3 protein-coding genes and 2 pseudogenes are annotated in these 3,099 nt (G+C 35.4%); 2 read left to right on the top strand and 3 right to left on the bottom strand.

Annotation, left to right across the window (positions count from 1 at the left end; genetic code table 11):
* Positions 1 to 195: pseudogene (locus tag JCM10596_RS27140) on the bottom strand (transposase); the annotation flags it as partial.
* A gap of 132 nt (positions 196 to 327) precedes the next feature.
* Positions 328 to 936 (bottom strand): TetR/AcrR family transcriptional regulator, encoded by a 609-nt coding sequence (locus JCM10596_RS22645; protein ID WP_025029042.1) that lies wholly within the window; start codon positions 934 to 936, stop codon positions 328 to 330.
* Between the two features lie 308 nt (positions 937 to 1,244).
* On the opposite strand from JCM10596_RS22645, the gene JCM10596_RS31715 reads away from it, so the two are divergent.
* Positions 1,245 to 1,523 carry a DUF5692 family protein gene (locus JCM10596_RS31715; protein ID WP_267879728.1) on the top strand — a complete coding sequence of 93 codons (279 nt, stop codon included), beginning with the start codon at positions 1,245 to 1,247 and terminating at the stop codon, positions 1,521 to 1,523.
* Between the two features lie 14 nt (positions 1,524 to 1,537).
* Entirely contained in the window at positions 1,538 to 2,191 is a 654-nt protein-coding gene (locus JCM10596_RS27135) for a DUF5692 family protein (protein WP_267879729.1), read from the top strand.
* Positions 2,192 to 2,649: 458 nt separating this feature from the next.
* Here the strand turns inward: JCM10596_RS27135 and arr are convergent.
* Positions 2,650 to 3,036, bottom strand: a pseudogene (gene arr, locus JCM10596_RS28990) (NAD(+)--rifampin ADP-ribosyltransferase); the annotation flags it as partial.
* Positions 3,037 to 3,099 lie beyond the last annotated feature (63 nt).

The raw sequence follows: 3,099 nt of genomic DNA, 5'->3' as shown, positions 1-3,099 counted from the left end.
TTAGCTCTTCTTGTTCTGGAGTACGATTATCTTTTGCTTCGAAGGAACCCGTTGACTTATGCTGGCGAACCCATGTATCAAAGGCAGAGGGGATAGATCATATTCCTTAATGATTTCACTTCTTGGCTTTCCTGCAGCATGCAATTGCACGATCTGTTCCTTAAATTCTTTTGAGAATGTTCTTCTTTTGGTCATTAGGATTCTCCTCATTTTATATTTGAAGCAAGTGTATATGACCTTAACGAAACTGTCCAACTAAGTGTAACCTATCCAAGCTGTTAAACAAAAAAATACTAAGCAAAACACCAATAAAAAATCTCTTTTTATTTATTCACTTTTTATCGATTTATTTGAAAAGAGAAAAAAGTTGGGCATCCCTTCTTTTAAAAGGTATTCTGCTACTTTCATTACGTCAGCTTTGTCCACTGTATTCGTTTTTAATAAAAGTTGTAGGACGATTCCGTCTACACCTGCAATAATCCAAGCAGCGGCAGCACGAGTGGAAGGTCCAGGTTGAGCATCATACATATGTATAAAAATATTTTCTAGGCGATTAACCCAATCGTTGTATCTTTCTTTAAATTTGTTCTGCAATTCTTCATTACCGACCATAGCTTCATGAGCTAAATAAAATTGCAATCGGTTTTCAGGAGTAATTTGAAAACGTTCTTGCATACTTTCGTAAATCTCATTGATTATCTCGTTTAAATGTCTTTTTCCTTCGATGGAAATTTGTGCAACCCTTTTTGTGACATTTAAGCCTTCATCCATTATATCGTAAAGTATTGCTTCTTTTGAATTGTAATAGTGATAAATAGCCCCCGTACTTAGTCCGGCGCCTTCAGCAATGCCACGGATGGTTGCTCCTTGAATACCTTGTTCACTAATAATTTCTCTAGCCGCATCCGTAATTCTTTTCTTCCCTTCATTATTCATTTCATCTTCTCCTAGGCTTCTTTTTATAGTATTTTAACATAATTGTGACAAAGTTTTTAGTTTGAAGGATATTCTCGAAAGTATTATCATGCAACCCTTGACGAATGTTCAGACGTTTTGTTAAGATAATCTCAAGAACAAACCGAACGTTCGTTATGTGCTGATTTTACTTGAAATATTCAAAAAGCTATCGCGAAGCTTTTTCTATTACTAGCCTTAGATGAAAGCCAATTTCTCTTCAGTTAACTTCAGGATGTAAGTCTTTTTAAATGATGCAGATTAAAATAGCATAGAGGAGATGGTATCGGATGTTCTTTTTTGAAGCAATTCCTTGGTATAATATTGTTATGTGGTTTGTCGTTCTCGGGATATTAATTGGACTAAATGAGTTAATCCGTTCAAGTAAGTGGACAAGTTTAGCTATTTTTATAATCGTTCCAGTTATCTTAACCCCCATTTGGTTCTTCATGGATAGTGAGATTACATCTTGGTTTACGTGGGTGAAAGTTTATTCTGCACTTGCAGGAAGCATTATTTATATGGTCATTCGTTTTACTAATTACCATAAAAACATAAATGGTATTTAACTCTTGTCCCAGCCATTTTAGCAATAAATATATTAGAGGCGGTCATTCGTGAATTCCAAGTAGGTTACCTAGGTTTTAATGGGATAGTAGATGGAATGCAATATATTTCTGGTGGTTGGAACTATGTTAATGGGGTAGCAGGACTTCTTAATATTGTTTTAATTTGTGGATGGTTTGGTATTTATGCAAGTAGTGGTAAAAAGAAAGATATGCTTTGGCCAGATCAAACTAAACTTTGGATTATCGCCTATGGAGTCTGGAATATTGCTTATGTATATTCTTGCGCACCAGGTAATGCCTTTTATTCGGGGGTAGCATTAAATATTGCAGCTACAATTCCTGCATTATTCTGGGCAAAAGGAACATGGATGCAAAACCGTGCTGCAACCTTATCATTTTGGATGATGTGGGTTATGACATTCCCATATTTCTTTGCAATAGGTAGTACATTTAATGTAAGTGTGAGTTATAATCCTGTCGCAAACTGGACACTTGCAATAATAAGTCTAGTTTTAAATGTAACTCTCGCTATTTGGCAAATACATCGTATTCGAAAAAATCGTTTAAATCCATTGAAAGATGAAATTTTTACTGATTTAAAAGAATATAAAATTATTAATTCATATCGTGAAGAAGATATTAATCAGCGTCATTCTCATACAGCATAACAGCACTTATAGCGCCTAGTAAACATCAGGGCTTAAAGAGAAATGTAAGAAAGCAGGCTATGCTTTCTTACATTTTTTGTGTGCGCCCAGCATGGGATTTATCTATAGGGTTCAAGTCCCGAATGGCGAAGGCAGTAGTAGCCATTAGTTTAGCTGGGTGATTTCCTTTTGATAGTCTTCAATTGTGGGGGAGGTGGTATCCGTTGTATTTTTCATACACTATCTATTCAACAAAGCAAGGCATTTTACCTGCATCAGCTACCAAGGTGCAATTGAAACCTGGCTTTACCTCATAGAGGCGGAGCCTATCTTAATCTGTATCCCTGAGTTAGTTTCAGGAGGTGTGGCATCAACCTCTATACTAACCCACTGAAGGGAAGGAGTTTGTCGTTTACAAAAAATCGCGGAACGCAGTCAGTAGGCATATCTGTCTCCGCGATATCTTTATTAATTCAAATTTAATCTTCAATTATGTTTTTCCCTTGTTCACGTAATTTTTTTAATGATGCAATCATATGATTAATTTCTTCATCGGAATGTCTTTCCCATGTTCTCAATTCTGCTAAAATTTTTAAAGGTGACTTAGACCGATAAGAACGTGTAGGATTTCCAGGATAACGTTTATCAGTTAAATTCGGATCGTTTTCAAAATCACCTAATGGTTCTACGATGTAAATTCTTTCTTTCGAAGTAGACTTTGCTAATTCGGCACCCCATTTCGCTGCATCTAATGTCTCAGTGAAATAGATAAAGTTTGATTTTTTATTTTGGTAATTTGATAAGTGTTGCGGTTCTAAAAGGTCTCCAATTTTTAACTCTGCTTTAGTACCATGAAAAAAAGGGCCATGATCTAAGACATCTTATTATTATCATTCATACGAATACACCTCTTTTTTAGAATTGTAAAT

Source organism: Caldalkalibacillus mannanilyticus JCM 10596, assembly GCF_000615945.1.
Taxonomy (GTDB): Bacteria; Bacillota; Bacilli; order Caldalkalibacillales; family JCM-10596; genus Bacillus_AT; species Bacillus_AT mannanilyticus.
The sequence above is the reverse complement of the archived record's forward strand: the minus strand, read 5'-3'. Positions and strand labels throughout refer to the sequence as shown.

Coding starts and splice junctions, on each gene's coding strand:
- JCM10596_RS22645 (WP_025029042.1), bottom strand. CDS start 936: ATGAATAATGAAGGGAAGAAAAGAATTACGGATGCGGCTAGAGAAATT.
- JCM10596_RS31715 (WP_267879728.1), top strand. CDS start 1,245: ATGTTCTTTTTTGAAGCAATTCCTTGGTATAATATTGTTATGTGGTTT.